Origin of the sequence: Pseudovibrio sp. M1P-2-3 (assembly GCF_031501865.1) — a bacterium.
Taxonomy (GTDB): Bacteria; Pseudomonadota; Alphaproteobacteria; order Rhizobiales; family Stappiaceae; genus Pseudovibrio; species Pseudovibrio corallicola.
In genome coordinates this window covers 4,255,125-4,281,332 of record NZ_JARRCW010000001.1, presented here as the reverse complement: position 1 = coordinate 4,281,332, position 26,208 = coordinate 4,255,125, and the positions used below count along the sequence as shown (strand labels likewise).

25 protein-coding genes are annotated in these 26,208 nt (G+C 49.0%); 19 read left to right on the top strand and 6 right to left on the bottom strand.

Going from position 1 to position 26,208, the window contains the following annotated elements:
• The first annotated feature begins 16 nt into the window (after positions 1-16).
• Positions 17-184: a hypothetical protein gene (locus tag P6574_RS18800; protein ID WP_310621753.1), complete on the top strand. Its 168-nt coding sequence runs from the start codon at positions 17-19 to the stop codon at positions 182-184.
• A gap of 63 nt (positions 185-247) precedes the next feature.
• Positions 248-1,237 carry an IS481 family transposase gene (locus P6574_RS18795; RefSeq protein WP_310621752.1) on the top strand — a complete coding sequence of 330 codons (990 nt, stop codon included), beginning with the start codon at positions 248-250 and terminating at the stop codon, positions 1,235-1,237.
• A 193-nt stretch (positions 1,238-1,430) separates the two neighbouring features.
• On the opposite strand, the gene P6574_RS18790 is transcribed toward P6574_RS18795, so the two are convergent.
• Complete coding sequence (locus P6574_RS18790) at positions 1,431-2,075, bottom strand: 2-hydroxychromene-2-carboxylate isomerase (protein WP_310621751.1); 645 nt, start codon at positions 2,073-2,075, stop codon at positions 1,431-1,433.
• Between the two features lie 133 nt (positions 2,076-2,208).
• Positions 2,209-3,237, bottom strand: a complete 1,029-nt coding sequence (locus P6574_RS18785; RefSeq protein ID WP_310621750.1) for a patatin-like phospholipase family protein — start codon at positions 3,235-3,237, stop codon at positions 2,209-2,211.
• A 198-nt stretch (positions 3,238-3,435) separates the two neighbouring features.
• Here P6574_RS18785 and P6574_RS18780 point away from each other — a divergent pair, with 198 nt between their 5' ends.
• The 11 genes from P6574_RS18780 to P6574_RS18730 all read left to right on the top strand — a co-directional run bounded on the left by P6574_RS18780 (position 3,436) and on the right by P6574_RS18730 (position 16,297).
• Positions 3,436-4,476 carry a glutathione S-transferase family protein gene (locus P6574_RS18780; protein ID WP_310621749.1) on the top strand — a complete coding sequence of 347 codons (1,041 nt, stop codon included), beginning with the start codon at positions 3,436-3,438 and terminating at the stop codon, positions 4,474-4,476.
• A gap of 163 nt (positions 4,477-4,639) precedes the next feature.
• A complete protein-coding gene (locus P6574_RS18775; protein WP_310621748.1) occupies positions 4,640-5,683 on the top strand; it encodes a glutathione S-transferase C-terminal domain-containing protein in 1,044 nt (347 codons plus the stop codon).
• 299 nt (positions 5,684-5,982) lie between these two features.
• Positions 5,983-6,609 (top strand): hypothetical protein, encoded by a 627-nt coding sequence (locus P6574_RS18770; protein WP_310621747.1) that lies wholly within the window; start codon positions 5,983-5,985, stop codon positions 6,607-6,609.
• 305 nt (positions 6,610-6,914) lie between these two features.
• Positions 6,915-8,852, top strand: coding sequence for a calcium-binding protein (locus tag P6574_RS18765; protein WP_310621746.1), 1,938 nt, complete (start codon positions 6,915-6,917; stop codon positions 8,850-8,852).
• A gap of 279 nt (positions 8,853-9,131) precedes the next feature.
• Complete coding sequence (locus P6574_RS18760) at positions 9,132-10,916, top strand: glycosyltransferase family protein (protein WP_310621745.1); 1,785 nt, start codon at positions 9,132-9,134, stop codon at positions 10,914-10,916.
• Between the two features lie 450 nt (positions 10,917-11,366).
• Complete coding sequence (gene sdhC, locus P6574_RS18755) at positions 11,367-11,765, top strand: succinate dehydrogenase, cytochrome b556 subunit (RefSeq protein WP_310621744.1); 399 nt, start codon at positions 11,367-11,369, stop codon at positions 11,763-11,765.
• A gap of 8 nt (positions 11,766-11,773) precedes the next feature.
• Positions 11,774-12,157: a succinate dehydrogenase, hydrophobic membrane anchor protein gene (gene sdhD / locus P6574_RS18750; protein ID WP_310621743.1), complete on the top strand. Its 384-nt coding sequence runs from the start codon at positions 11,774-11,776 to the stop codon at positions 12,155-12,157.
• Positions 12,158-12,162: 5 nt separating this feature from the next.
• Entirely contained in the window at positions 12,163-14,025 is a 1,863-nt protein-coding gene (sdhA, locus tag P6574_RS18745) for a succinate dehydrogenase flavoprotein subunit (protein ID WP_310621742.1), read from the top strand.
• A gap of 24 nt (positions 14,026-14,049) precedes the next feature.
• Positions 14,050-14,832: a succinate dehydrogenase iron-sulfur subunit gene (locus P6574_RS18740; protein WP_310621741.1), complete on the top strand. Its 783-nt coding sequence runs from the start codon at positions 14,050-14,052 to the stop codon at positions 14,830-14,832.
• A gap of 156 nt (positions 14,833-14,988) precedes the next feature.
• Positions 14,989-16,059: a TolB-like translocation protein gene (locus P6574_RS18735; RefSeq protein WP_310621740.1), complete on the top strand. Its 1,071-nt coding sequence runs from the start codon at positions 14,989-14,991 to the stop codon at positions 16,057-16,059.
• Entirely contained in the window at positions 16,019-16,297 is a 279-nt protein-coding gene (locus P6574_RS18730) for a hypothetical protein (protein WP_310621739.1), read from the top strand. Before P6574_RS18735 ends, P6574_RS18730 begins: the two co-directional genes overlap by 41 nt.
• A gap of 193 nt (positions 16,298-16,490) precedes the next feature.
• Here the strand turns inward: P6574_RS18730 and P6574_RS18725 are convergent, their stop codons facing one another.
• On the bottom strand, positions 16,491-17,159 hold the full coding sequence (locus tag P6574_RS18725; RefSeq protein WP_310621738.1) for a class I SAM-dependent methyltransferase: 669 nt from the start codon (positions 17,157-17,159) through the stop codon (positions 16,491-16,493).
• Between the two features lie 478 nt (positions 17,160-17,637).
• Between P6574_RS18725 and P6574_RS18720 the strand changes: the two genes are divergently transcribed.
• Entirely contained in the window at positions 17,638-18,006 is a 369-nt protein-coding gene (locus P6574_RS18720; RefSeq protein ID WP_310621737.1) for a group I truncated hemoglobin, read from the top strand.
• 12 nt (positions 18,007-18,018) lie between these two features.
• Here the strand turns inward: P6574_RS18720 and P6574_RS18715 are convergent, their stop codons facing one another.
• Positions 18,019-18,516 carry a hypothetical protein gene (locus P6574_RS18715; protein WP_310621736.1) on the bottom strand — a complete coding sequence of 166 codons (498 nt, stop codon included), beginning with the start codon at positions 18,514-18,516 and terminating at the stop codon, positions 18,019-18,021.
• A gap of 322 nt (positions 18,517-18,838) precedes the next feature.
• Here P6574_RS18715 and P6574_RS18710 point away from each other — a divergent pair, with 322 nt between their 5' ends.
• The gene (locus P6574_RS18710; protein ID WP_310621735.1) at positions 18,839-20,128 is read left to right on the top strand and encodes an MFS transporter; all 1,290 of its coding nucleotides are present in this window, start codon (positions 18,839-18,841) and stop codon (positions 20,126-20,128) included.
• A gap of 58 nt (positions 20,129-20,186) precedes the next feature.
• Here the strand turns inward: P6574_RS18710 and P6574_RS18705 are convergent, their stop codons facing one another.
• On the bottom strand, positions 20,187-20,609 hold the full coding sequence (locus P6574_RS18705) for a c-type cytochrome (protein ID WP_310621734.1): 423 nt from the start codon (positions 20,607-20,609) through the stop codon (positions 20,187-20,189).
• A 214-nt stretch (positions 20,610-20,823) separates the two neighbouring features.
• Between P6574_RS18705 and cueR the strand changes: the two genes are divergently transcribed.
• From cueR to P6574_RS18685, 4 genes are all read left to right on the top strand, one after another.
• Positions 20,824-21,237: a Cu(I)-responsive transcriptional regulator gene (gene cueR / locus P6574_RS18700; RefSeq protein WP_310621733.1), complete on the top strand. Its 414-nt coding sequence runs from the start codon at positions 20,824-20,826 to the stop codon at positions 21,235-21,237.
• A 109-nt stretch (positions 21,238-21,346) separates the two neighbouring features.
• A complete protein-coding gene (locus tag P6574_RS18695; protein ID WP_310621732.1) occupies positions 21,347-21,808 on the top strand; it encodes a GNAT family N-acetyltransferase in 462 nt (153 codons plus the stop codon).
• Positions 21,809-21,958: 150 nt separating this feature from the next.
• Positions 21,959-24,415 carry a heavy metal translocating P-type ATPase gene (locus tag P6574_RS18690; protein WP_310621731.1) on the top strand — a complete coding sequence of 819 codons (2,457 nt, stop codon included), beginning with the start codon at positions 21,959-21,961 and terminating at the stop codon, positions 24,413-24,415.
• A 325-nt stretch (positions 24,416-24,740) separates the two neighbouring features.
• Complete coding sequence (locus P6574_RS18685; protein ID WP_310621730.1) at positions 24,741-25,373, top strand: VOC family protein; 633 nt, start codon at positions 24,741-24,743, stop codon at positions 25,371-25,373.
• 83 nt (positions 25,374-25,456) lie between these two features.
• Here P6574_RS18685 and P6574_RS18680 read toward each other — a convergent pair whose 3' ends face one another.
• On the bottom strand, positions 25,457-26,164 hold the full coding sequence (locus P6574_RS18680; protein ID WP_310621729.1) for an outer membrane protein: 708 nt from the start codon (positions 26,162-26,164) through the stop codon (positions 25,457-25,459).
• Positions 26,165-26,208 lie beyond the last annotated feature (44 nt).

Genomic DNA, 26,208 nt, shown 5'->3' with positions numbered 1-26,208 from the left:
ATAAGCGGAGAGGGATATGACGGAACGTGCTTGGACACCTGAGTTACAAAGTACAGCTGAAGCTGGCTTGATTACGGCGGAATCCCTAGATTTTTATCGGAAAAAAGCACGAAGAGAACGGTCTCGTGCTGCACTGGATGCCGTCTCTTATTTTTGGCGGAAAATGACAGGGAAAGGCCATTAGATGTTTAGTCCCGCGAGCAGATGGAATCGGTTTAACATTGACTTCATCATTTCGGGAGGACTTATGGGACAGGTATTACACGGCAGCGCCACGACCACTCACGCGGTTCGATCAGCCATACAAAAATCGGATGCAACCATCAAAGAGTTGAGCCGGCGCTATAACATCAATCCCAAAACGGTGATGAAGTGGAAACATCGCAATAGCGTGGAAGATCAACCTATGGGGCGGAAGAATCCCCGCTCCACAGTCCTGAGCGTGGCGGAAGAAGCGGCGTGTGTCGCTTTTCGCAAGCACTCTTTATTGCCACTCGATGACTGCCTTTACGCCCTGCAGGAAACGATCCCGCGTCTGACCCGCTCGTCCCTGGATCGCTTATTCCAGCGCCATGGGATTTCGCGCCTGCCACCACCGGATATGAAAGCGAACAAGAAACGCTTCAAAGCCTATCCAATTGGTTACTTTCATCTTGATATTGCTGAGGTTCGTACGCAAGAAGGCAAGCTCTATTTGTTCGTTGCCATTGACCGAACCTCAAAGTTCGCCTTTGTCAAACTCTTTGAAAAAGCCACCAGAAGGATTGCCAGTACCTTTCTGCGGGCCCTTATTGAAGCGGTTCCCTACAAGATCCATACCGTGCTGACCGATAACGGCACCCAGTTCACTGACCCCAAAGGGTACAGCTGGAACGCCAGTGAGGTTCAACATTTGCTCACAACAGTCCAGTTGTTTCGTGCTCATGCATTTGTTCTGGCTTGTGCCCAAAATGACATTGACCACCGGCTTACCAAACCAGCCCATCCGTGGACAAATGGCCAGGTCGAGCGCATGAACAGAACCATTAAAGAAGCAACCGTTCGGCGCTACTATTACCGCACACACAACGAACTAAGAGCCCATCTGGACACATTTATTCAGGCCTATAACTTCGCCAAGCGCCTCAAGGCTCTTCGGGGCCTAACACCCTTCGACTATATTACCAGACAATGGACACAAGAGCTGGACAGATTTATAAAACAACCACACCATCTGCTCGCGGGACTAAACAATTAGAGCACATCGCGTTCTTTCGCATTCACGCTGTGCACTCTAACATATTTACTTTGAGCGAATTCTTGTCGTTTGATTGAACCCAATCAAACGGAACGCACTCTAAAAAAGTGAGATGACTTATTGAAATCCACGCCCCTGCCTTTTGGGCATACCTATCAAAGTAGACTCTGGAGAGCATAGGGGGATAATTATTCTAGTCTTTCCGAAGACCCAGCATATCCAGCCGCCAACGCAGAGTGTCTATTCTGTCCTGACCGAAAAATGGCTCGCCTTTAATGATCATAGTCGGGATACCCCAATGACCGGCCTTATAGAGCGCTTGCCTGTTGTCTTCGGCTTCTTCCAAGTGGTCCCCGTTCTCGATTGCAGCATCCATGTCCTCAAGGTCCAGACCCGCGGCCGCGATTGCCTTGGCAAGATGGTCGCCTTGATCCCAGTTTTCCGTGCCTCCCCATATGAGTTTTGAAACATGGCAAATCATATCAAGGCCTTTGCCGCGTCGCTCAGCTTCTATTCCCAGTTTCACGAGACGGAAGATATAAGGTTGTTCTGTTGCCACCTCAAACGTGGTGAAATCCTGCAGGACTGGGTCAGGTCTGGGCCATTCCATAGGGCGGTCAAGGTATTTTGAACGGCGCATGGCATCCATTACGAGATAACGAACTGCTTTTGGATCCTTCTTTTTAAAGAGACGTTCCGGGTTAGAAATAGCCATCGGCAAAAGAATACGCATTTTTATTTTAATGTCATAGTCTCGCCGCAGATCGAGAAGATCTGGTGTTACCAGATATGAGAACGGGCTGCGAAAGCTCCAGTAGACATCTATTACCTGTTGCATGGTTTACTCCCGGTCTGCCAGACGAACACTCGAATCTAAGCTAGAGTGGACCAGATTAAGGGGAGAGGGAAGCAGGCTGGCTGAAAAAGATCACCGGGAGGTTCTTGTCGACGATAGGCAGCTAATGTCCGCGCTAATTTTTTGAAATTTTAAAATCTAATGTACTTTCGGAGCCAATGCTATCAAAGTTCGCGTTTGTCCATGCTGCCGCACTTTTCCTGCCAATATCGAAAAGCAATTCTATGAACTCACCTTGAGGATTAATTTGGGAGGCGGGGCCAAATTGGTGCAAATCTTTTGATGCCTCGATATGGTGTAGATACACTTGTATGTGATCATCGAAGCTTATCCTGTGATTTACCCAGTTGGAGACGAATTCAATCGCATTTAACTTGCGCAGTAGCGTGGAGTTGAATGCGATTTCGCTAAAGCGCACAGATATATCCATGGAGGTCTGCGGAACTTCTTCGCGATAAACTGGGTTGATTTGGACAAGAAGGATATCACTATTTCCCCTATGGTTATATAGAGGGTAAAGTGGCGGATTTCCCATGAAACATCCGTCCCAATAAGCTTCTCCGTCTATTTCAACTGCTTGATAGAGTTGGGGGATACAGCAGGACGCGAGTAAGGTGTCACAGCTCAGCTCAGTTCCGGCAAATATCTTGATCTTGCCACTTCTTACATTGGTTGCTGCAACGTATAAGTCGAGACCGCCATATTGGTGAATGTTGTCGAAGTTAACGTGATTTTCGATAATTTCTTTTAGTGGGTTTATGTTCAACGGATTGAATTGATAGGGGGACATAATCCGGGATGTCAGACCCCATCCAAAGTACATTGGAGACGCATCCAGGTTCCAGCTGCCAAAGAGAACTTCTAGTGGGCTTCTTTGGAACGGGCTGGCTCGTCCTGCTTTTGAAACAGCCGTCCAGAAGTCTTTAAGGGCTTTTCTCGCCTCTTTCGGTCCACCTCTTGCCATCCCATCGGTTAGAACCGCGGCATTTAGTGCGCCGGCGCTTGTTCCTGACACTCGCGCAATAGTGAAGCGTTGACTTTCCAGCAACCAGTCGAGGACCCCCCAAGTATATGCTCCATGAGATCCGCCTCCCTGGAGCGCCAGATTTATTTCTTTAACTTCCTTCTTCTTCGATGCAGTCACCTTGTGCTCCAAAGTTCAAGCGTTGTTTTATGGTTTATTCCCTTGGGTCACTGGTGATCGTAGCAGTTTATGTTTGTAGTGATATTAACTTGACCAGCGCCTGTTGGCGCTACGGCTAGCGATTTAATGGAATTTAAATCCACATATCAAAATTCGCAGGCTGTATGCTATAGCTTTGATGTAACTGAGAGGAAGGCAATGACTGATTCATTAGAAGTAGATACTTTGGAATTTGCTGGGAGCCCTGGCTCTCCATATTCTATGAAAATGCTCGCTTACATGCGCTATCGCCGGATTCCCTATGCTTTCCATATTGTGCCGCATGGCGCGCTGAAGGGGTATCCGACACCAAGGCCCGTTTTGTTTCCAACTTTCTTTTTCAAGAATGAAGCGGGGGAGCTGGAAGCGAAGGTAGACAGCACGCCGATTATCCGAAAGCTGGAAACCGAACATGAAGGGCGTGCGGCTCTGCCAGAAAATCCTGCTCTTCGTTTTCTTCATGATCTCATTGAAGACTATGCCGATGAGTGGATGACTAAAATCATGTTCCACTATCGCTGGGCAGATGCCGGTAATGCCGAGTACGTGGCCCCTATGCTGATGTATTGGAGAGATACGCGTGTTGATGCGGATGCGGCGGATGAGGGAGCTTCCATGTTCGCGTCACGCCAGATCGAGCGTTTAAAGTATGTGGGCTCCAACGAGGTGACAGCTGAGACGATTGAAGCCAGTTATCTGCGCGTGCTGGATATTCTGGACCGTGTCATTGCCAAGCAGGCTTACCTGTTTGGGAGCAAACCCACTGCGGCGGACTTCGCCGTGTATGGTCAAATGTCCCAGATCGCCATGATCGAACCGTCCTCTGCAAAGATATGTCAGGACAAGGCACCGCGTATCCGCTGTTGGCTGGATCATGTGGCCGATGCCTCCGGTATTTCCGCTGACTGCGACGGTTGGGAAGTCTTTGAGACAAGCACACAAACCCTGAGGCCTTTTTTTGAAGAGATTGGACGCACCTACGCACCGCTTGTTTTAGCAAATGGAAAAGCAGCGAAAGCGGGGAAAACCAGCTTTGAAACCGAGATTGACGGTCGGCGCTGGATGCAGGATGTTTTTCCCTACCATGTGAAGTGCTTAATGGCGCTGCGTAAGTCGTTTGCCGAACTGCCTGCGGAGAGCCAGACCCAAGTACGCGGCGTGTTGCAAGGGACTGGGTGTGACGTGTTTATGGGTTCTTAGTGTCAAAAAAACTGAACCGCATATTCGGCGGGGCGCTTTCAAATCAAGTGGAGCGCTTTGCCAAGAAGCCTTAAAAACTCAAAGGTCAATTGCGCCCTAAAGCTAAAAGAATGAGCCTACGCTTTTCGATAGGGTTGTCCCATAACAAGGGGAGTGAAGTAAGTTGGCTGATGTACAAAAAGAAAAAGTAATGGAGATACAGGGCATCCCTGGGTCACCCTATTCAATGAAGATGGTGGCCTATCTGCGGTATCGCCGGATTCCCTATGCGTTTCTAGTGCAGGCCCACGGAACATTGAAGGGGTACCCCAAACCGAAACCTCTTTTGTATCCGGTTATCTATTTCACCAATGAAGAGGGGCAGCGCGAGGCGCAAGTTGATAGCACGCCGCTGATCCGCAGGTTGGAAACGGAGTATAGCGGCCGTGAAACACTGCCGGCGGACCCTGTAACCTGTTTCCTTCAGGACTTGTTGGAAGATTTTGCCGATGAGTGGATTTCCCGGATCATGTACCACTACCGCTGGGCGGATGAGGGGAATGCTGAGCACGCAACACCGATGCTTATGCATTGGGCGGCGCCGCAACTGGATGATAAAACTGCCAATGCCATAGGGCAGTTGTTCAGGAAGCGGCAGGAGGGGCGCCGGAACATGGTTGGCTCCAATGAGATCACCAAAAAAGCTACAGAGGCTGGCTATAAGCGGCTACTGGGTATTCTTGACGGGATTATTGCCAAGCAACCTTTCTTGTTCGGTACCAGAGCAAGCGCGGCGGATTTTGCCATCTATGGCCAACTCTCCCAACTTACGATTGTCGAGCCTTCCTCTGCCAAAATCTGTGATAAGATTTCGCCAAGAGTGCGCTGTTGGGTGGATCTTGCGGGCGATGCCTCAGGTGTTTCGGTTGATGAAAGCGGCTGGAAGAAAGAGAAAAGCCTGGAGCTTTTAAAGCCGTTATTCGATGAAATCGGCCGCACTTATGCCCCCCTTGCACTGGCAAATGAGCGGGCGGCACTGGCGGGTAACACCAAGCTTGAAGCAGAGATTGACGGCAGGCCCTGGGTGCAGGATGTGTTCGCCTACCAGTCCAAATGCCTCGCAGCCCTGCGCACCTCTTTCGCGGCCCTTTCGCCTGAGCACCAGAGCGAAGTACGTTTAGTGCTGGAAGGAACCGGCTGCGATGTGTTTCTGGATGGAAAGATTTAAGCATCTTGAGAGGGATGGGATGGAATGCAAGCCTCATCTCTTCGTACTGAAATTGGTATGGTGTTTATTGATATGAGGCATACTTTAGTAAATTCACTGCCCTGACCTAATCGATATAAAATTATAAAAATGTAGGAGATACTTCTTAGCGTGAAGTAAGAAGTAATATTCCTTCGTCTCCCGAACGAAACAACATGTAAAACTTCAATTTAGATAATTCTACTTAATATGTCATGGATTGATATACCCATGGAGCCCCACTAAGGTGATTAAATACTATTAAATTATTAGGTGTGGGTATGACAATCAGAGATATTTATGAGGCGGGCGAGGGGGGAAATGAATTTGAAACAAGTCTAGGCCTTCGCTTGGAGAGTGAGTGCAATAATCACTTCAGGGAATTTCTAGGACACCTTGGTATTGGGCTAGGATATGGTTCCTGTAGTGCAGTTGTAGCTCTGGCCCCAACAAGTGGTTACCCAACTATAAGTAATCTTGACTATCTAGCTGCTGGGGAGGGTGGAGCCTGTTCTTTGATATATGGGTGCTCAAGGCTGTATGTTGGCCTAGACCACTCTTATAATCAGACAAGGCATAATACATTACAGCTTGGCTGCATAAAAGCTCCATTTGCCTTTTCATCAAAAGAACAACATGCCGAACAAACTGCTATACTTATTGCAGAGAAACAAAAACGCCCTTTTTTTCAACATGAAGGTTGCAATTACCTTTATGTAGATATCCCGCCTTGTAAAGGTTGTGGTCCATGGCTGCAAAGAAGGTCTGAAACTTGGGTCGTTTTCTATGGTGACAGCAGCATTACAAAAGCGTCAACATCGAAAAAGCGTAAAAGAAAAGAGGAATTTGGAAGAATAAATGAGCCAAGGAGTAAGAGAAGAGTGACAGTTAAAAGGGGAAAGAGATAATTTTATCTTAAAAGATTATGATTGTGGGCAATTTGTAAAATTAGACGTCATAGGAGTGTTTGCTTTACGCTATAGGTAAATACACCTTACGTAATGAGTTAATGCAACTTACCTAATGAGTAAATCATACTTAATTTACTGAAATTTCGGCGGTTATTCAGTTCCTATGAAAATGAATAATTATTAACTTCTCTCAGTTGGTTGTGTTGATAGGTTCGCCCAGCAATGACGCGCCTAACGACTGGAAAAGTAAGCCGTTATCACGACGCGCCATTTATCTGTATCAACAGTTAACGGTGAAAGTCATGACAATTTACAAAACATTTTTTACCGGAGGTAATTACAATATCAAGGGTGGAGGCTGTTTTGACGACCACAAATATCACTATCAGTTCAAAGCTTGGACCGATGAAAATACTAATGTTAAATTTACTTTTTCAAAGTCATATTCTGGAGCCCATTTGAAAGGGCTTGATCTGACACTTAATGGTGGAAATGACACCTTTAAGTTCGATATGCGAAACCACCAATACTCCACCAATCTGGATTTAAACCTCGATATGGGTGGGGGAAATGATAAAATTGATATAACGGATATTCCCGCCCATGATGGGAACCATTTCACGCTGGCTGGTGGTTCTGGAAATGATACCATTATCATGCGCGCAGACAGTAAAGTGGGTGCGGTGATTTATGGGGATGAAGCTCACAGTGCCTATGATGCCAGCCTCAGCTATAATGACACAATCAATGCAGGTAATGGGAATAACACCATTTACGGTGGTTGGGGTAATGATACGATCACCACGGGTAACGGCGATAACCTGATTTACGGGGGGAACGGGACAGACGGAACCGAAGCTCATACCGGCAGCAATATCATCTCAACTGGATCAGGCAATGACACCGTTTACGGTGGCAGTGGCAACGATATTATTGATGTGGGTGAGGGCAGTGATACAGTTTATGCAGGTGCAGGGAACGATATCATCAATGTTGGCATGCGCACTGGGCAGGATATCGATAAGGTCTATACGGGGCCGGGTGCTGATCTGATTATCTGTGGTGGTGTCAAGTCCGACTACGTTTTTGAAGGGGCGAGTGACCAAGAGGCAAACCCATGGAGCGAGTGGGCCGTTGATGAAGGGTTCAAGACCGGCAAAGAAGTGGTCACAGCGAGTTTGGAAGCTGCAGGATTTGCATTTGCGGGTTCGACTTCGTTTGGAATTGTTTTTGGTCTCGGCGTCAGTGCTCTGAGTACTGGTGTGATGTCTTCCATTTTTGGAAGTGGTGGGGGAGATGAGACAACCAAGGTTTCTGCACACCAAGACTATGCGTATGTGGGGGATTTTGACCTGCGCAACGATGTATTTGTCTACACCGCAACACACACCGAACAAAGCGACCTGACTTACTTTAAAGAAGAAGCGACCAGCAACGGCGAATACGAAGTTGATACGGACGTGGATAATATGGGGAACGGCGGTGTTGTTGCACGTCTTGCCATCAATAATGACCTTGTCAGCTACATGCAGAAGACCTCCGGATCCGGGACATCTGCGGCGAATATCAAGCACCAGCTCTCTACGGAACTGATAAATACCTCGTTCTCCATCACCTATGATGACGGGCATTATGTTGATAAAACCGGAGCCGTAATCTCTGACAGCGACCTGTCGCAGCATGTGGGGGATGGAACCTCAACTCTACAAGACGAACTGGATGGTCTGGGGCTTTCAGATGGTCAAACGGTTTTGATCACCGGGGCTTATAGCGGGCAATATATCGCAGGTGAAGATATTAATAATGGTGGCAACCTGTTCATTGCGGGCACCGACTATGGTGATGCTATCTATGCCGAGAATATGGTCAAAACCAACCAGCATTCGGATACATATTTGTATGGCTTCGGCGGAGATGATGTGATTGTTGGTGGTGACAGTAATGATATGATCTTTGGTGGTACCGGCAATGATACTTTGACTGGAAACGGTGGCAGTGACACATTTGTTTTCGAGAAAAATGCTGGCAATGACACTATTACTGACTTTGATATAAACACAGACACGCTGCGCTTTATTGGCGATGGTGTTATCAAGGATGATCTGAATATTTCTCAGGTGTCCGACAGCAATTCCCCAACCGGAGAATCTGCTGTGATTAGCTACCATGATAACTCGATCACTTTGGAAGGTGTGACTGCGTCTGACTTGCAGCATCACGACCTCTTTACGTTTTCGTAAAGTGTGGTGAGTTAATCCCTTAATAAATTAGAGGAAAAATGGCTGGTGCTGTCTGCGCGGGTGGATGGCATTGGCTTTTGTGTGTTTGTGAGCGTAGTTTGTGTGGCAGCTTACTGGCACTCTCTTGAGCTAAAAAACTGTGCGGTGCTGGCATAAAGTACTTGGAAAAGTATGCTATGAAATCTTATATTCAAGTAGTGAAATAACCGCAGATAAGCTCATTAACTAGTGTAAATACTAAATAAAAGAGCTGGAAACTTCTATCTTAAAGCAATAATCATGAATATTCTCGCACTTTCAATTAATTTTAACGGGTGGGTTGCTGACACGATTTATTATGAGCAGGTTGCTCTTCAAGAGTACTTTGCAAAGCGCGGATCCAACTTCATTCTCTATGGCCCAGGCTTTCGTTACAATAACAACCATGTTCCTGATATTATTGATGAATATGAGCGCGAAGGAGTAAAGATTGATTGCATAATTTGTTATCGAGGGCCGCAAGAGTTACTGAGATCAAAACCCTTAGATACCGATAAGGCTAGTCGGTTTGGTATTTCAGCGGACAAACTTGTTTTTCCATTAGGGTTAGATAAAGTAGAACATATACCCAAAGTATTTTGGATGAATGACTTTTGGCAGTTGAATCCAAACGAGTGGGATCATGTTTTGTTAAAAAATGGTTTCCAATCGGTATTCTCCGTTTATGCGCCATTTCATATTGATCCAGAAGTCTTCATTGGTACCTTCTCCTCTGAAGTCCGAAAACGAGTTGAGTTTATTCTGTATCCGAGAGCTTTAGATCCAGAGCGTTTTTCTACTTATTCTTTGGAGGGCCGGGTTTGGGATGTAACTAGGCTGGGAGCAATTAGCCCAAAACTATATCCAGTCAGAGTTTATATGGATGAAACTTTAAAGTACCAGAGTCATTTGAAGATTTTGCAAAAAAATCATCCTGGCTACAAATATTGTGATAATTTTTCCAGAAGTCTGGTTGGATCTCAGTATCGTGAAGCCCTAGCAAAGTCTAAAATAATCGCATCTTGCTGTACACGTTACCAAGTTCCATTAATTAAGGTACATGAAGCTATCGCTTCAGGCGCGGTTTTTGTGACTGATCGCATTCGGAATGCAAAACTACTGGGTCTGGAAGAAGGTATCCATTATATAGAAACAAGCCCAAGTAAATTTATGGCTTGCTTGTATGATCTTCTTAGTGATGAAAGTAAGATGAGGCGTATATCAGAAGCTTCGAGAGATTTGTTTCTTGAAAAGCATACAACGGCTGTTCGCTCTTCTGAAGCCTATGAATATTTTAAGAAAATAGTTTCACAAGGCGTATCGGTTAACTCAGATATATGCTTGCCGAGTATCAAAAAGCAAAAAAAGACACTCAAGTTCAAATTAAAGAGAGAAGCAAATAGGCTACTGTCTAAAGTAAAACAGGAAGAGGAGCTGTACCTGCCTCATAGTGAACTTGATTGGTCTATTGTTTCTAACTATGTGGACCTAGATAACTCTTACCAAAACAGAATTAGTGGCGACTTTTCCGATAGCTCCTCAATAGATGACAATCTAACTGAATTCTTAGGAACTATTCAGTCAGCTTTAAAAGGTTATCAAGCAGTTTACCTCTCAGATAGGGATGATAATAAAGAAATATATATGGAGGCGTTAAGCGCGAATGGTCCTGCATCAGCGTACTTCGATTATAAAGATCACATTAAACGGCTTAAACAGACTGTAGATGGTTGGTTGCCTCTTAAGGGCAGTAAGGTGAAGTCTCTCGATAATATTCAAAATTCGTTAGTTTTGATTAATGTTTCATCCACCTATGATCTTTCGAATGTAATTGAACTTCTTTTCTGTAGTGATCCATCTAATGTACTGATTGTCATGAATGTAAATGACGAGAATAATTGTATTGAAAGAAGTGTAAGTGAGGCGTGTAAGCGCGTTGAAGCAAGATGTGATATTGCAATATCGTCAGCTAGATTTGGTAACCTAGCTATTATTTCAACTAGATTATTGAACTTCTCACCTTTTATCGAACATGTAGAGAGCTAGCCGTGGCAACAAAGACGAGTAACGGAGTTGCTAAGCTAGTGCATTTCACCTCCTCTGTCCGCGAGCTTTAACTGGAATGACTCTATTTTAAATTTGTATGCCGGTGTTTTCAACCTATGCAAGTTTGGAAAAGCTATCTCATGATTGGGAAGTTTATACTCAACTCTGAAAAATTTACAAAAAATTCAGAAAATGTAAAACATGAGTATTACTTTCATGTTATCCTGTTGATTTATGGAGCTTTTTCTTGGGCAATTTATAGCCTATAAGTCAAAGAAGATGAGAAAAAAGTAGACTTTGGCATATTTGATAGCAATTTTTGGCTGTAATTGCATTGGATGCTTTGACGCACCCGCGTGTTGCGGGTATTAGATCTTCACGCAATATCTCATCCTTGCTCACGCTTACGTAAACGTAAATGTAAACAAGGAGGGAACGGGAGAAAGTTTTATGGCAAACGCAGACTTGAAGGCCAATAGGCCGCTGTCGCCCCATCTGCAGGTTTACAAGCCAATCCTGACGATGGTGATGTCAATTTTGCACCGCATTACCGGTGCTGCACTTTATTTTGGCACGGTGTTCCTTGCCATCTGGCTTATTTCCGCCGCCGCTGGCCCTGAGTATTTCGACGCCGTGAATGCCGTTTACGGCTCGTGGTTTGGTCGTCTTGTGCTCTTTGGGTTCACCTGGGCGCTTGTGCACCACATGCTGGGCGGTCTTCGTCACTTTATCTGGGATATGGGCCATGGTTTTGACTTGCCTTTTGCCAACTGGATGGCAAAAGCAACAATCATCGGTTCTGTCAGCATCACCGTGATCTTATGGATCATCGGGCTTCTAGTGCACTGAGGTACCCAATGTCAGACTTGCGCACCCCCCTTAAAAAAGTTCGCGGCCTTGGATCGGCGAAAGATGGAACAATGCATTTCTGGCGTCAGCGCGTTACCGCTGTTGCCAATGTTTTCCTGATTTCCTTCTTCGTGGTTCTGGTGATCTGCCTGCAGGGCGGAGATTACAACTCCACCGTTGAGGCCCTTCAAAATCCGATTGTCTCTACCTTGATGCTTCTGGTCATCCTTGTGGGCTGCTTCCACATGAAGCTCGGCATGCAGGTGATCATTGAAGATTACATCACCAGTGAAGGCACCAAGTTTCTTGCCCTCATGGGCAACACCTTCTTTTCTTCTTTCATTGCACTGGCCTCAGTTGTTGCCGTGCTCAAAATCACCTTCGGAGGCTGATATAGATGGCTGGATCAACCAATCAGGCATCAGCTGCACAGGGCGGCAAAGCCTACGAATTTGTAGACCATAAATTTGATGTTGTTGTTGTAGGTGCTGGCGGCGCTGGTTTGCGTGCAACCCTTGGAATGGCAGAGCAGGGCCTGAAGACCGCCTGTATTTCCAAAGTGTTCCCGACCCGCTCGCACACAGTAGCTGCACAGGGTGGTATTGCTGCATCGCTTAAAAACATGACGCCGGACAGCTGGCAGTGGCATATGTATGACACTGTGAAGGGTTCTGACTGGCTCGGTGATACCGATGCCATGGAATACCTGACCCGCGAAGCTCCTGCTGCTGTTTATGAGCTGGAGCACTACGGTGTGCCGTTCTCGCGCAATGAAGAAGGCAAGATTTATCAGCGCCCATTCGGCGGGCACATGCAGAACTTTGGTGAAGGCCCCCCCGTACAGCGCACCTGTGCAGCGGCGGACCGCACCGGCCACGCCATTTTGCACACGCTCTATGGTCAGTCTTTGAAGCATAATGCCGAATTCTACATCGAGTACTTCGCGCTTGATCTGATCATGTCTGAGGATGGCGTGTGTCAGGGTGTGATCGCGTGGAACCTTGATGACGGTAAGATCCACCGTTTCTCCGCCAAGATGGTGGTTCTGGCAACTGGTGGATATGGCCGCGCATTCTTCTCTGCCACCTCTGCCCACACCTGTACAGGTGACGGCGGCGGCATGATTGCCCGCGCTGGTCTGCCATTGCAGGATATGGAATTCGTTCAGTTCCACCCGACCGGTATTTACGGCTCCGGCTGTTTGATCACCGAGGGTGCTCGCGGTGAAGGTGGTTACCTTGTGAACTCCGAGGGCGAGCGCTTCATGGAGCGGTATGCCCCATCAGCCAAAGACCTTGCATCGCGCGATGTGGTGTCCCGCTGCATGACTATGGAAATTCGCGAAGGCCGCGGTGTTGGTAAGAACAAGGATCACATCTTCCTGCATCTTGACCACCTTGACCCTGACCTTTTGGCAGAGCGTCTGCCGGGTATTTCCGAGAGCGCGCGCATCTTTGCCGGTGTGGACCTGACGAAAGCACCTATCCCTGTGTTGCCGACTGTTCACTACAACATGGGCGGCATTCCAACCAACTATTGGGGCGAAGTGCTGAACCCGACTGAAAGCGACCCGAACGCTATTGCGCCGGGATTGATGGCTGTGGGTGAAGCGGGTTGTGCCTCTGTTCACGGTGCCAACCGTCTGGGCTCCAACTCCTTGATCGATTTGGTGGTGTTTGGCAGAGCAGCTGCTATCCGCGCTGGTGAAGTGATTGACCGCGAAGCGGAAATCCCGACACCGAATGAAGCCAGCTGTGAGAAAATCATGTCTCGCTTCGATCGTATTCGCCATGCAAACGGCTCGACCCCGACGGCAAAGCTGCGTGAGAAAATGCAGCGCACCATGCAAGAAGATGCTGCTGTATTCCGTACGCAGGAAAGCCTTGAACAGGGCTGTGAGCGCATCTCCGCGATCTGGGGCGAAATGCAGGACATTAAAGTGTCCGATCGTTCAATGGTTTGGAACTCTGATCTGGTGGAAACACTGGAACTTGAAAACCTCATGGCAAACGCCATCACGACCGTTTATGGCGCTGAAGCGCGTAAAGAAAGTCGCGGTGCGCATGCACGTGAAGATTTCAAGGACGGTCCATTTGATGGCCGTGATGATGAAAACTGGCGCAAGCACACCATTTCCCACCTCACTGAGGATGGAAAGGTGACCTTGAGCTATCGTCCGGTTGTTCTTGAGCCGCTTACCACTGTTGAACAAGGTGGTATTGATCCTAAGAAGATCGCACCGAAAGCCCGCGTCTACTAAGGCGCCAAACGTGGAGTAGTTACTATGGTTCAGCTCACGCTGCCGAAAAACTCCCGCATGGGAGAGGGCAAAGTTTGGCCCAAGCCGGAAGGTGCGACCAACCTTCGCGAATACCGTGTTTACCGCTGGACGCCCGATGACGGGCGCAATCCGCGGATCGACACTTACCAAGTGGATGCGGATGAATGCGGCCCGATGGTTCTGGATGCCCTTATCTACATCAAGGATAAGATAGATCCGACGCTGACGTTCCGCCGGTCTTGCCGTGAAGGTATTTGTGGCTCTTGTGCCATGAATATCGACGGCACCAATACTCTGGCCTGTACTAAAGGTCAGGACGAGGTGTCCGGTGAGATCGTGAAGATCTATCCGCTGCCGCACATGCCTGTGGTGAAGGATCTGGTGCCGGACCTGACGCGTTTTTACGCTCAGCACCGCTCCATCGAGCCTTGGTTGCAGACAACATCTCCAGCCCCTGAAAAGGAATGGCTGCAGTCCCATGAGGACCGCCAGAAGCTGGACGGCCTTTACGAGTGTATCTTGTGTGCGTGTTGTTCCACGTCCTGCCCGAGCTACTGGTGGAATGGCGATCGTTACCTCGGCCCTGCTATCTTGTTGCAGGCTTACCGCTGGCTTATCGACAGCCGCGACGAGGCAACTGGCGAGCGTCTGGACAATCTGGAAGACCCGTTCCGCCTGTACCGCTGCCACACAATCATGAACTGCTCGCAGGCCTGCCCAAAGGGTCTCAACCCTGCAAAGGCTATTGCCGAGATCAAAAAGATGATGGTCGAACGCCGCCTGTGATTGCTCTAGCAGTTGAAATTAAGAAAGCCGCCTCAGACTGGGGCGGCTTTTTTGTTGGGGGGCTTACCTTTGAATAAAGCCACTCATTTCCAGAAGTAGATGTCTCCTTAAACTCTGTCTAATCTCAATGGACAGGCATTAAGGTTCATTCCATTCATGTTTATATTTAAATCTCGACTTTTCTATATTTTTTGCGTGTTTCTCGTTGCTCTTCCGGCCCGATCTGATGAGCCTGCACGTGTTTCAGTTCCAGTCCAAGATGAACAATTTTCATCTCGAACACTCGATTTGCGCACCGCCGAAATTTTTGGGCTGGGTGCCTCTCCAAAAGGTGACAAACTTGCTCTGGCTCTGGATGGGCTGAACGAATATCGCTTTCACGGGCGTCTGGTGGTTGCCAAAGGCAATCAATATGACCGGTTTGAAAATAAAGACCTGCCTAAGGGCTACCGTTGGTATGATCCAACGTTTTATCCCGATGGTGAGCGTCTGGTGGTGGCGTCCCGGTGCATTTCTGCACATATGTGCGGGGAGGAAAATGTCGGCTGGAACCTGTGGCGCGTGAACCTGAACGGGCTTGAACCGCCTCAGAAACTGACTGAGCCCCAAAAGGGTATGATCCGCTGGAAGCCCTATATCTCGCAGGACAACACCGTTTATTACGTTGTGGTTGAAGAGGGGGGCTATATCATTAACAATGCAAGCGCCATTGCCAAACTGGATCCTAATGGAAACGAGGTCGCAGTTTTTCCAAGTGATGCTTTTGAATTTGAAACCGGTTTTTCTTATAGGAAAACGGTGTTTTTACGTGGGGTGTTCCTCCAACAACTTTCTATAATTTATGTGTCCAAAGACGAACTATTATTTAAAGGTCGGGCTATGAATCGTCTGAGCTTAGAAACGCTTGAAAGGTACAAGAAATATAAACGGGGACCAGATCAAATAGCTTGGAACTATAAACCCAAAGACCCACGAGTTCTAAAGCTGTCGGCATGGATGCGCGGTCAGGAGCAAACAATCGCGCAATCGGATGCCATTATGTCGGTAAATGAAACCAAGATGACCCTGTTTGAGGTGACAGCCGATACCGCCAAGCGGTCTGATCTTATCAGTCCCACGCTACAAAATCGCCTTGGGCAGCGTGATTTATTTAGCTTTAGACTTGGAGACGTTGCAGGAAGCCATTTTGGAAAATCAGGTTTTGTTCAGCGACCCCGGGATTGGTGAAACTATGCATACCCTTTGGGGCGTTGAAAATGGTGAGATTGAAGCAATTACCAAAATCCCAGATACATATTTTATTGAAGCCTCACAAAATGATCGATTGATCGCGGTCAGCAGGATCCCCACCTGCAGAAAAGAGGGAAGTTATTACGGCTATGGGTATGCCCCACTGGTTATCCTTCAGGATCGAGAGCATTTAAGCGATAAATTCCTTATCACCATTTTGGAGAAACTCGAATGACTGCCAAGCGTTGCTGATATAAATCTGGATAAAAAGACCAATGGGCTGGATACCGGATCAAGCTTACGTTTGAGTTTAGTTTGGCCTGTAAGCAAACACCAGCGTCACTCCGCACTTGATGCGGAGCCCAGTTTCATCCGAGTTAGAAAGTGATTTCCTATAGGTTCCAGATAATGCGGCTTGGTTATTAGAATTACATGGAGTTGTTATGCTGCGAGTAGTCGAGCTTTTTGGGGACGTCTTTTTTTGCGAACAGGACCATTTCGCGGGGGAGGCGGTAGCCGTCGGGGTAGTCTTTGACTTCATCCAAAGCGGTGCTTGGGTCGAAGTTCAAGGGCCAGTCGAAGACGTTTACTTTCCTGAAAGCCCCGCTCACAATGTTCTTGTTGGCCACATTGTTGTGCTCGGTATAGGTGTTGATCGCTAGGTATTTGTAGTTGGCGCTGGATAAGTTGGTGAGGAACTTGCCAATATCTTTGAATGAAAGATGAATGAGCAGATCTCTAACAATTAGAAGGTCACAGTCCGGCAGAGGGTCTTCGCAAATATCGTTGCATTGAAAGCTGATGTTTTTGCTTGGGAACTTCTCTTTATTTCGTTCAATCAGGGCTTCCACGATATCAACGCCGTAATAGTGTATGTCCTTGTGTTCAGTGAAATGCTGCATCCAGTTAAAGTCACCGCACGGCGCGTCCACAATACTGTGAATGTTGTGGGCCTCGATGACGTGATCAAGCCATTTTCGCAGCCGCTCTGTAAACTCTTTTTCAGAACCTATTCCGCTGGTTGATTGCTTATTTTCCCCCGCATTTTCCTCGTATTTTTTTGTAAAAACGCCTTTGAGAGTGAAACTGCTACTCATTCCTTCCCTCCAATTATATTTGGGAGTTATTCAGCCAACGGGTAAAGAGTTCCTTAGGGGCCGATTGATTGTTCTGGACGTATTTGAGTTGGTTTTCATCCGGCCCGTTCCAAAAGTCTGGGATCGGTGAACGGATTATCAGCCAATTCGCAAACTGTATCGCCAAATTCCTAATGACGAGCGAAGGACCTTTAAAGGGGATGCGCCGCGTTTGGGGAATCCGGGCTGGGAGGCTGAGCGAATGTTATTCGCGGCCGCTCCGGTTTTGAGGTGGCTATAAGTATTTGTGTATATAGTACATATAGTTAACCAAAATCAAGTTGCTCTGATCACCTCATGCCTACTTTCATTTTCTAGAGTTAATTGCGCGGCTTTGGTGCTGCGGATGACTCTGGCAATGTTTGTTTATGCGTGCTTTCGAAAAACTACTCCCATTTTCAATAGGGTACGCTCGCTTTCTTGAGGAAAGGCATAAATGATGAGCGACAAGACATTATACGAGCGGCTGGGTGGCTATGATGCGGTTACAGCTGTGGTCAATAACCTGCTGCCGCGCTTGCAAAATGACGAACTCCTTGGCCGTTTCTGGCAAAACCGCGGTGATGACGGGATAGCGCGGGAAAAACAATTGCTGATTGACTACCTTGCCAATGCAGCCGGTGGGCCAATGTATTACACGGGCCGTGATATGGTGGCGACGCACAAGGGAATGGGGATTACTGACTCTGACTGGAGCGCATTCCTTGGCCATCTGAAAGCAACCCTGTCGTCCTTTGATGTCCCGCAAGTGGAGTTTCATGATGTGGTTGCATTCATCACAAGCTTGAAAGATGAAGTGCTGGTATAGCTTGAACCTTCCTCAAAGGCCTTCAATCTTGAATGTGAGACCAAAGGGGGGCGATGCTACGCCATTGTCTCCCAAAATAGGCAGGTCCACTGACAACCCTGCGGTGGCTGCGATGAGGTTCTGGGCGATCTGTATAAAGGCTTGCCCTGTGGGGGCAAAGTCATACTCCAGCTCGTAGTGGGAGCCAAATTCGAAAGTAGCCCCTGCCACCGCATCCAGATCCTGAGCAATAGATAAGAAGTCTTGCGCAGTAACAGCTTGCGGCTCGTTGGCCATGACCTTTGCAATGGATGCCAGATCGTCAACGACAGTGGGGATATTTTCGCCAGAAGTACTTTCCATGGTAAAGGGCATGTGCGCTTTTGCTATGGCCTCGGAAATAGTGTTGATATCGCTGGCGATGGAGGAGAGCATGTCGGGGGTTACAGTTGCCTCTATGCCGTTTGTCATTGTTTGCGAAATAGAGAAAAGATCCTGAACTGCAGATGAGAAACCGGCATGAGCGGGCATAATGTAGCTCCTCTATTAACTCTTTGGTTACCTAGAGCAGAGCCTTTATTGTGGGCATTAGTTTGTCGTGCCGATTACATCTTGGTAATTATTGTCCAGAAGAGGTGCCGGAAAAGGCCTTTAAGATACGGCCTGCTATGTCAATAAACCGGCTAAACGTGGCCTTTTCGGCCCTTTACCCATTTGCGAGCATGTCTTGCTCTTAGGGTGCCGCGGGGCATTCACAACGCGTAGTCTCTAGAAAAAGGGGCGGGGAGGGCGTAAACAAAAGTAAACTAGTTTCTTCATTAAATGAAGTCTAACCTTTCTGTTTGGAAAGACTATGGACTACCGCCGAAACATTCCATTTTCGCGCTCTGTTCTGGCTGCGATCAGCGGTGATATGCTTGAGTGGTTCGATTTCACTGTCTATGGATTTCTTGCCCCAATTTTCGCCAGCCAGTTTTTTCCCGGTGATAACCGGAGTGTTGCGCTTATCTCGGCCTTTGCCGTTATGGCAGTGGGCTATGCGGCCCGTCCTGTGGGCAGTTTGATTTGTGGTCATCTGGGCGATAAGTGGGGTCGGAAGCCGGTCTTGATCCTCTCTGTTATTGTTATGGGGGCTGGCTCGGTCAGCATCGCTTTGCTTCCCACGTTTGGACAGATTGGGCTGACAGCTGTTGTTCTTCTGGTGGCTATTCGCATTATTCAAGGAATTGCGGTTGCTGGAGAATACACAACATCAGGCGTTCTTCTTGTGGAGCAGGCCCCGCAGGGGCGACAGGTTCTGACGGGTTCCTGGGTTGCCTTTGCCATGATTACGGGATGCGCTTTGGGGGCTGGGGTGCCAATGGTTGTGAGCTGGTTTTTAACCCAAAGCCAGATGGAAATCTGGGGTTGGCGTATTCCGTTCCTGCTTGGCGGGGTTGTTGCGCTTATAAGTGTACTTATGCGCCGCTCGCTTATGGAAAGTCTGCCATCAGAAGGTGAGGAAGTGCGCAATCCGGTCCTCCAGACATTTGTTCAACACCCCTTACTCGCCCTTGAGATGGTTGGGCTTATGCTGCCGGTTGCTGTGATCTATTTTGCGGTATTCGTGTATGCCGCTTCCTTTATTGGCAGTGAACCACTCTTTTCTGAGGCTCAGGCTTTAAACATCACCACCTTGAATCTGGTGGTGTTGGCCGTGCTTATTCCGGTGAATGGCCATATAGCGGACAGGATTGGAATTCGCCCTTTCCTTATTGGCGCATCCGTTTTGCTGTTTCTTCTTGTGGGGCCGCTGTGGTGGCTTATGTTACAGTCTCATTTGATTGATGTTTATCTGGGCCAACTCGGCTTTGTCTTGATTTATTCGCCCTTTATTGCTGTTTCCGTGACCCTTTTGACCCAAATGTCTCCGGTCCATCTTCGCTGTAGTACCGTGGCGATTGCCTATAATTTTTGTATGGCAGCCTTCGGGGGAACAGCCCCCATGGTCATAACGTACCTGATCGATAAAACCGGAAATTTCTATATTCCCGCCTATTACGTACTTGCGGCGTCCTTAATTGCGTTTCTGATTGTATGGCGTATTCCAGTGCACATAAAGCGCTCTGTTGAGGCGGAAAAACTCCGCCTTGGGGAAACTTGAACGCCAGTTCTTCTCCGTGAGGCTATAGTTGCGAAAAAGAGGATTTCGTGGAGACTTTTTAGTTAATTCCGTTGGCCTGCTGCACTTCGCGAATATAGGCGATGATGTTGGCGACCTCTTTGCGGCTCACCCCTTCAATGGGAGGCATGTTGCCAAAGCGCCAGTGGTGAGCTCTGACACCTTGCGCCACGGCCCGCTGAAAACTTTCGTCTCCGTGGTGTCCGGGCTCATAGATTTTATGAATAAGGGGTGGGGCTACCCCGTTTTGTCCTGCGGCGTTGGCACCGTGGCAGGCAGCGCAGTTTTCTTCAAACCCTTGCACGCCCCGTTTGGCTTTGCCGGAAAAACTGGCGGGCAGTGTAACTGCAACGAGGGGAACGGCCTTGGTGGAAGATTGGAGGGGGCTGGAGGGTGTGTGCCAGTAGTAAGCTCCAGCGAAGACAAATGCAGCGCAGGTTGCGCCAATTCCAAGTTTACGCATGAGTAGCAGGCCTTTCAGGGCGCTTTTGCACGCCGATAATTGAGGAAAACGGGAGAGAAAAAAACAGCACCGGCTTAAACGGCAACACGAACACCGCAGAGTGTGGGCTGTGCGCTGCGGGGTAAGTATGTGATGGTCTTCATGGAACTCTCCTTTACAAAAAGTGGGGGCCAAACTAGGCTTTCCAGTAGGTGGAAGGTCAAGAGGTTTTAATATGAATATATCGCAAGCAGCAAAAGCGGCGGTGCTTCCCACAAAAACGGTACGATACTACGCAGATATTGGTTTGGTGGAGCCGGAAGGGCGCTCATTGGCGGGCTACCGAACCTATAGCGACAGGCAGGTACGCAAGCTTGTTTTTATTCGTCGGGCGCGGGAATTCGGCTTTTCTATTGATGAATGTCGGGAGTTGCTGGGGCTTTATCAGGATAAGGAGCGCACGAGCGCCGATGTGAAGCGCATTGCATCCAAAAAGCTTGCGGAAATTGAGGCCAAGCAGCGGGAGCTCCAACTGCTGCGCGAGGAACTGGCGTTTGTGGTGAGCTCGTGTAAAGGCGATGACAGGCCGGATTGCCCCATTATTGACCGGTTAAGTCTGGCGGGGGAAAACACTGCGCACCCAAAGTAGAAACCTGTATTATTATGCTGGTAGGGCATAGGGAGAGGGCGCGACCCTTTATCTTTATGCTCCCTGCTTGGTGTTCCTCTTAGCTTTCATTAGAGAGAAAAGGCTCGCTATGAAGATTGAGTTTAGGCAGGCTGAACTTTCTGACCTTGACGTGGTTCATGCCATCACCAAGGGAGCGTATGCAAAATGGCTTCCTGCGCTTGGGTATGCGCCATATCCTACCGAAGAAGATCACAGTCTGTGGATCAAGAAGGGTCAAATTACGCTTGCCTGTGAGGCCGGGCGTACCCTTGGACTGATTATTCTGGAACTGGACAAGAACCCCGCTTACATCGTCAGTATCGCTGTTGACCCTGAAAACATACGCAAGGGAGTGGGGCGTAGTTTGATGGCACAAGCGGAGCTGAGTGCCCGGCTGGAAGGAAAAGTAGCCATCAAATTATATACCAATTTGCTGATGGAAAGTAACATTCACCTCTATGAGAGCTTGGGCTATCACGAGTGTGGCCGGGGGGAACATCCCATGAGGCCCGGTTTCACTATCGTTGCCATGCAAAAGGAACTCACCTAGGGGCTTTGCGTGTGTGGCTGAAACTGGCGGCAGTCCAACAGTAAGGGCAGGGGTGGTTTGAATGTTGGCCAAGCGGTCAAAAAATATCTTGACCCTCCAGTTACTGGAAGCTGTAGGGTGAGGCAAAAGAGTGAATGAGTGGTGATCGCTATGAATAAAATGGCTTCCCTTAGTTTCCAGGTTGAAGGAATGAACTGCGCCTCTTGTGTCGGGCGTGTCGAGAAGGCTTTGGACACCATTCCCGGCGTGGCTGACAGCGCTGTGAATCTGGCAAATGCCAGTGTCCGGCTCAGGCATGATGGAACTGTGAAGACAGATAATGTTTTCAAGGTTCTGGAGCAGGCGGGGTATCCAGCTGCCGCCAGTGAGGTAACCTTGCAGGTGGACAATATGTCCTGTGCCTCTTGCGTGGGGCACATTGAAAAGGCCTTGAAAGGAAACGAGGCGGTTGTGGAGGCTTCGGTAAATCTGGCAGCCAGCACAGCAAGTGTCAGGTACCTTGACGGCATAACCACGCCGGAGGCCGTTGCCAAGCTCATTAGTGATGCGGGGTATCCGGCATCTGTCAGCATTGCGAGCCAGAAAACTGCGGATGAGCGGAAAAATCAGGAAATTGTTGATCTTGCCCGCCGCACTGCCCTTGCCGCTGCGCTGGCTCTTCCTGTGTTTTTGATCGAGATGGGCAGCCACATGTTTTCTGGTGTGCACACGCTTGTCTCTCAAACCATTGGAATGCAGAACAGCTATTATCTCCAGTTTGTTTTGACGAGCCTTGTTCTGATCGGACCGGGGCGCTCGTTTTACACCATGGGGTTTCCCGCCCTGTTTAAAGGGACCCCGAATATGAACTCGCTCGTGGCTCTTGGCACCAGCGCTGCCTATGGCTTTTCTCTCGTTGCAACCTTTGCTGCATACATGTTGCCGCAAGGAACAGCCAACGTGTACTACGAGGCTGCCGCAGTTATTGTGGTTCTGGTGTTGCTTGGCCGCCTTTTGGAAGCGCGGGCAAAGGGAAGCACTGGCGAAGCTATTCGCAAACTCGTTGGGTTGCGGGCAAAAACGGCCAGAGTTGAAGTGAACGGGGACGTGATTGAACGGCCCATTGAGCAAATCATAGTGGGAGATATTGTTCATGTGCGGCCCGGTGAGAAAATCGCCGTTGATGGCAGGGTTCTGTCGGGCTCCTCTTATGTCGACGAGAGCATGGTGACCGGTGAACCTGTTCCGGTTGAAAAGAAGCTGGGCAGTGAAATTGTGGGGGCCACGGTCAATGGTACAGGCGCACTGACATTCCGCGCAGAAAAAGTGGGCAGTGATACCATGCTGGCCCAGATCATCCAGATGGTTGAACAGGCGCAAGGTGCAAAGTTGCCGATACAAGGGCTTGTTGACAAAATCACCGCGTGGTTCGTGCCAGCTGTCATTACTGTTGCATTGATCACAGTTGCCCTGTGGCTTGTGTTTGGACCAGAACCTGCCTTGAGCCTTGCCTTAGTGGCGGGTGTTGCTGTTTTGATTATCGCGTGTCCCTGCGCAATGGGGCTGGCGACCCCGACCTCTATCATGGTGGGAACGGGGCGGGCTGCCGAAATGGGTGTTTTGTTCCGCAAGGGAGACGCCCTTCAAGCCCTGCAAAACAGCAGTGTGGTAGCTTTGGACAAAACCGGCACAATAACCGTTGGCAGGCCCGAGCTGACTGATATGGAACTTGCTGGCGGGATGGACGAGGCGATGGTCTTGCGCTTGGTTGCTTCAGTGGAAGAGCGCTCTGAGCACCCTATTGCAAGGGCAATTGTTAAGGCCGCCAAAGACAAGGGGCTTACGCTGGCAGAGGTGGAGAATTTCACTTCCCTAACAGGCTATGGAGTGCGGGCCGATGTTGAAGGGCGAAGCGTTCTGCTTGGCTCTGACCACTTGATGGACCGTGAAGGAATTGACCTAGAGCACTTGGCACAACCGGCGAGAGCCTTGGCCGAGCAAGGCAAAACCCCTTTGTTTGGCGCGATTGATGGCCAGATTGCAGCAGTTATGGCTGTGGCTGACCCCATAAAACCCACCACTCCTGCAGCGATCAACGCCCTTCACAAGCTAGGCGTGAAGGTGGTGATGATTACCGGAGACAACAAACAAACAGCCCAAGCAATTGCGAAGAGTGTAAACATTGATCACGTGGTTGCTGAAGTTTTGCCCGACGGTAAAGTGAATGAAGTTGAAAGGCTGAAGACGCTGGGCTCGGGTGTTGCGTTTGTCGGTGACGGGATTAACGATGCTCCGGCGCTGGCGGCGGCGGATGTGGGCCTTGCGATTGGCGGCGGCACGGATGTTGCCATTGAGGCGGCAGATGTGGTGTTGATGTCCGGTGATCTGAACGGTGTCGTCAATGCGCTTGATCTCAGTCAGCGCACAATGCGAAATATCAAGGAAAACCTGTTCTGGGCTTTTGCTTATAACCTTGTGTTGATTCCGGTTGCCGCCGGTATTTTGTATCCCTTTGGCGGTCCGCTTTTGTCTCCGGTTCTGGCGGCGGGTGCTATGGCGCTGTCCAGCGTGTTTGTGGTTACCAATGCCTTGCGCCTGCGCTGGATTAAGCCTGTCGTGAAACCTTGAGGTCATTGAGGTCTTGTGCCGCGCAATGAGACAGGAGCGCCGCTCCGGTCTCATTGCTACCAAGCCTTCCAGACATTTCACAGTTGGAGCCTTCGACTGGTTCGGTAAACTGGGCGGGGCTGTGGCACGAATGCCAAGCTGTAGTATTTGGAAACTATAGGAAGCCGCTTTCGAAGCCGGAAGGCACTGGACCCCTGATCAAGTTCGGGGTGACATTCTTGTCTCTTTACGAGGCCATCCCGTCCACCAAGACGGAATCCAGAAGTAATCCTATAGGCTCCCTTAATTGCTGATTGGTCGAAACTGGCAGATTGGAGAAAGCAGCGTGGATGAATTTGGAAACTGGAAGCTGGACCACATTGTTGTGACCGCCAGAACTTTAGAAGAAGGCGCGGCGCATGTTAAAGAGCAACTGGGTGTGGATGTGCCCGCTGGCGGCGAGCATCCACAAATGGGAACCCATAACCGGGTGCTTACTTTGGGGTATCGGCAGTATCTGGAAATTATCGCAATTGATCCCCAAGCGCCTGCACCGGAAGGGGCAAGATGGTTTAATCTGGACCAGTTTGATGGCGAGCCCACATTGAGTACGTGGGTGATCAGGTCCAAGGACGTGAAAAGTGATAGTGACCATGCCCACCCGCACAGTGGGGAGGTGCACCGGATGTCTCGCGGGAGAATGGAGTGGCTGATTACGATTACTCCCGATGGCCTGATGCCTATGGAAGGGGCTTTTCCAACTTTGATTGAATGGCCTAGAGGGGTACACCCAACTGCAAGCATGCCTGATTTGGGGTTTCGCCTGCTCTCTCTCACGATTGAGCATCCACAAGCTCAGGACTTGCGAGAGCTTATCGGCAGGCGGCTGAACATGTCAAAGATTGATATTCGCGAGGGTAATGAGAAAAAGATACGAGCGGAAATCGTGACGCCGGGAGGACTGCGGGTTCTGACTTAAAGCTGTTTGCGGCTCAATGGAGACACTTCACAGCTTTAACCTAGTGTTTGCGTGTTTCTTTATCCAGTTAAATGATAAGTCTTTCAAAAATGATAGGAGATCCCGATACGCACGATGTCGGCGTCCAGATCTTGTTTGAAGCGTTCGCCATCCAGTGTGAAGTGCCGACTACCATATTCAATGTGCTTGTAATCTGCGCGCAGGGAAATGTTTTCGGCGACCATGACTTCCACACCGCCACCTGCGGCCCAACCTGTCATCTGGCCTTTGTCTGAGCTGTCCTCCCACAGTTTGTTCCGGACTTTCATACGGGAGGTGGCCACACCGATGTCCACGTAGCCCAGAATGTACTCCCAGATAAGACCGGCACGAAATGTTGCAGCCAGCATATAATCGCTGTCAAGCTCGATACCCGCCCCATCGGCACCGCTGAAACCCCAAATGTTTCCCTCGACCTCTGCGCCGATGAAAATGTTTTGAATTACATAGTTGTAGCCACCAAAGAGGCCGCCAATGCCACCATTGTAACCGTGAGTTTCGTCAAAACGGTTTCTGCCATCCAGATGGGCATAGGCACCTTGAATACCGGCGTAAAATCCGCTCCAGTCATTCAAGGGTTTGATGGTGATGTCCACGTCCTCATCGTAGTAGATATCTCCATCTGGGTAGATGACTTCCTCGGTTTCCTCGTCAATGGTAATATCGACGCCTTCAATTTCCTGCGCCAGACTTTGATGATTAAAGGTCAGGCTGCTCAAAGTTGCAAAAGCAAACCAGTACGCGCACTTCATCATTACTCCTGCCTTCCCTGATCCAGCAAGCTGGTACTCCCCCG

Bases quoted from the DNA above. Each gene is read 5' to 3' on its own strand.
- P6574_RS18770 (WP_310621747.1), top strand. From the start codon at position 5,983: ATGACAATCAGAGATATTTATGAGGCGGGCGAGGGGGGAAATGAATTT.
- sdhA (WP_310621742.1), top strand. From the start codon at position 12,163: ATGGCTGGATCAACCAATCAGGCATCAGCTGCACAGGGCGGCAAAGCC.
- sdhC (WP_310621744.1), top strand. From the start codon at position 11,367: ATGGCAAACGCAGACTTGAAGGCCAATAGGCCGCTGTCGCCCCATCTG.
- P6574_RS18690 (WP_310621731.1), top strand. From the start codon at position 21,959: ATGAATAAAATGGCTTCCCTTAGTTTCCAGGTTGAAGGAATGAACTGC.
- P6574_RS18705 (WP_310621734.1), bottom strand. From the start codon at position 20,609: ATGCGTAAACTTGGAATTGGCGCAACCTGCGCTGCATTTGTCTTCGCT.
- P6574_RS18710 (WP_310621735.1), top strand. From the start codon at position 18,839: ATGGACTACCGCCGAAACATTCCATTTTCGCGCTCTGTTCTGGCTGCG.
- P6574_RS18760 (WP_310621745.1), top strand. From the start codon at position 9,132: ATGAATATTCTCGCACTTTCAATTAATTTTAACGGGTGGGTTGCTGAC.
- cueR (WP_310621733.1), top strand. From the start codon at position 20,824: ATGAATATATCGCAAGCAGCAAAAGCGGCGGTGCTTCCCACAAAAACG.
- P6574_RS18740 (WP_310621741.1), top strand. From the start codon at position 14,050: ATGGTTCAGCTCACGCTGCCGAAAAACTCCCGCATGGGAGAGGGCAAA.
- P6574_RS18800 (WP_310621753.1), top strand. From the start codon at position 17: ATGACGGAACGTGCTTGGACACCTGAGTTACAAAGTACAGCTGAAGCT.
- P6574_RS18795 (WP_310621752.1), top strand. From the start codon at position 248: ATGGGACAGGTATTACACGGCAGCGCCACGACCACTCACGCGGTTCGA.
- sdhD (WP_310621743.1), top strand. From the start codon at position 11,774: ATGTCAGACTTGCGCACCCCCCTTAAAAAAGTTCGCGGCCTTGGATCG.
- P6574_RS18680 (WP_310621729.1), bottom strand. From the start codon at position 26,164: ATGAAGTGCGCGTACTGGTTTGCTTTTGCAACTTTGAGCAGCCTGACC.
- P6574_RS18790 (WP_310621751.1), bottom strand. From the start codon at position 2,075: ATGCAACAGGTAATAGATGTCTACTGGAGCTTTCGCAGCCCGTTCTCA.
- P6574_RS18720 (WP_310621737.1), top strand. From the start codon at position 17,638: ATGAGCGACAAGACATTATACGAGCGGCTGGGTGGCTATGATGCGGTT.
- P6574_RS18715 (WP_310621736.1), bottom strand. From the start codon at position 18,516: ATGCCCGCTCATGCCGGTTTCTCATCTGCAGTTCAGGATCTTTTCTCT.
- P6574_RS18765 (WP_310621746.1), top strand. From the start codon at position 6,915: ATGACAATTTACAAAACATTTTTTACCGGAGGTAATTACAATATCAAG.
- P6574_RS18695 (WP_310621732.1), top strand. From the start codon at position 21,347: ATGAAGATTGAGTTTAGGCAGGCTGAACTTTCTGACCTTGACGTGGTT.
- P6574_RS18780 (WP_310621749.1), top strand. From the start codon at position 3,436: ATGACTGATTCATTAGAAGTAGATACTTTGGAATTTGCTGGGAGCCCT.
- P6574_RS18735 (WP_310621740.1), top strand. From the start codon at position 14,989: ATGTTTATATTTAAATCTCGACTTTTCTATATTTTTTGCGTGTTTCTC.
- P6574_RS18725 (WP_310621738.1), bottom strand. From the start codon at position 17,159: ATGAGTAGCAGTTTCACTCTCAAAGGCGTTTTTACAAAAAAATACGAG.